The organism is Mesorhizobium sp. M7D.F.Ca.US.004.03.1.1 (assembly GCF_003998635.1).
Lineage (GTDB): Bacteria > Pseudomonadota > Alphaproteobacteria > Rhizobiales > Rhizobiaceae > Mesorhizobium > Mesorhizobium loti.
Genome location: NZ_RZQG01001727.1, coordinates 1 through 519, shown reverse-complemented (window position 1 = coordinate 519; position 519 = coordinate 1). Strand labels below are relative to the sequence as shown.

Genomic DNA, 519 nt, shown 5'->3' with positions numbered 1-519 from the left:
ACAGCCTTACCAGATGCGAAAACAGAAAACCCCAGCCGCGAACGACCGGGGTTTTGGTCCAGCAATGCTTTGCTGATTATCTTTTGGCGAGCAAGTCGCGAATTTCGGTGAGCAGCGCGACGTCGGCGGGCGGCGGCGCGGCCGGTGCTGCGGGCTTCTCGCGTTCAAGCCGCTTGCGCATGTTGTTCACGGCCTTGACCATCAGAAAGATGATGAAAGCGAGGATAAGGAAGTTCAACGCGACAGTGATGAAACTGCCATACGCGAAAACAGCGCCTTGCTTTTTGGCGTCCGCCAGCGAGGTGGCATTGACGGCCGAGGAGAGCCCCAGGAAATAGTTGTTGAAGTCCAAGCCGCCGAAAATCGCGCCGACGATCGGCATGATGATGTCATTGACAAGGGAATCGACGATCTTGCCGAAGGCCGCGCCGATGATGACGCCGACCGCAAGGTCCATCACATTGCCCTTGGAAATGAATTCCTGGAATTCTTTCAGCATTCGACCCTCCTTGTCATGAC

General features: G+C 56.1%; 1 protein-coding gene. It reads right to left on the bottom strand.

The features are described 5' to 3' along the window. Positions 1-76: 76 nt before the first annotated feature. Positions 77-499 (bottom strand): large conductance mechanosensitive channel protein MscL, encoded by a 423-nt coding sequence (mscL, locus tag EN935_RS39730; RefSeq protein WP_056588266.1) that lies wholly within the window; start codon positions 497-499, stop codon positions 77-79. Positions 500-519 lie beyond the last annotated feature (20 nt).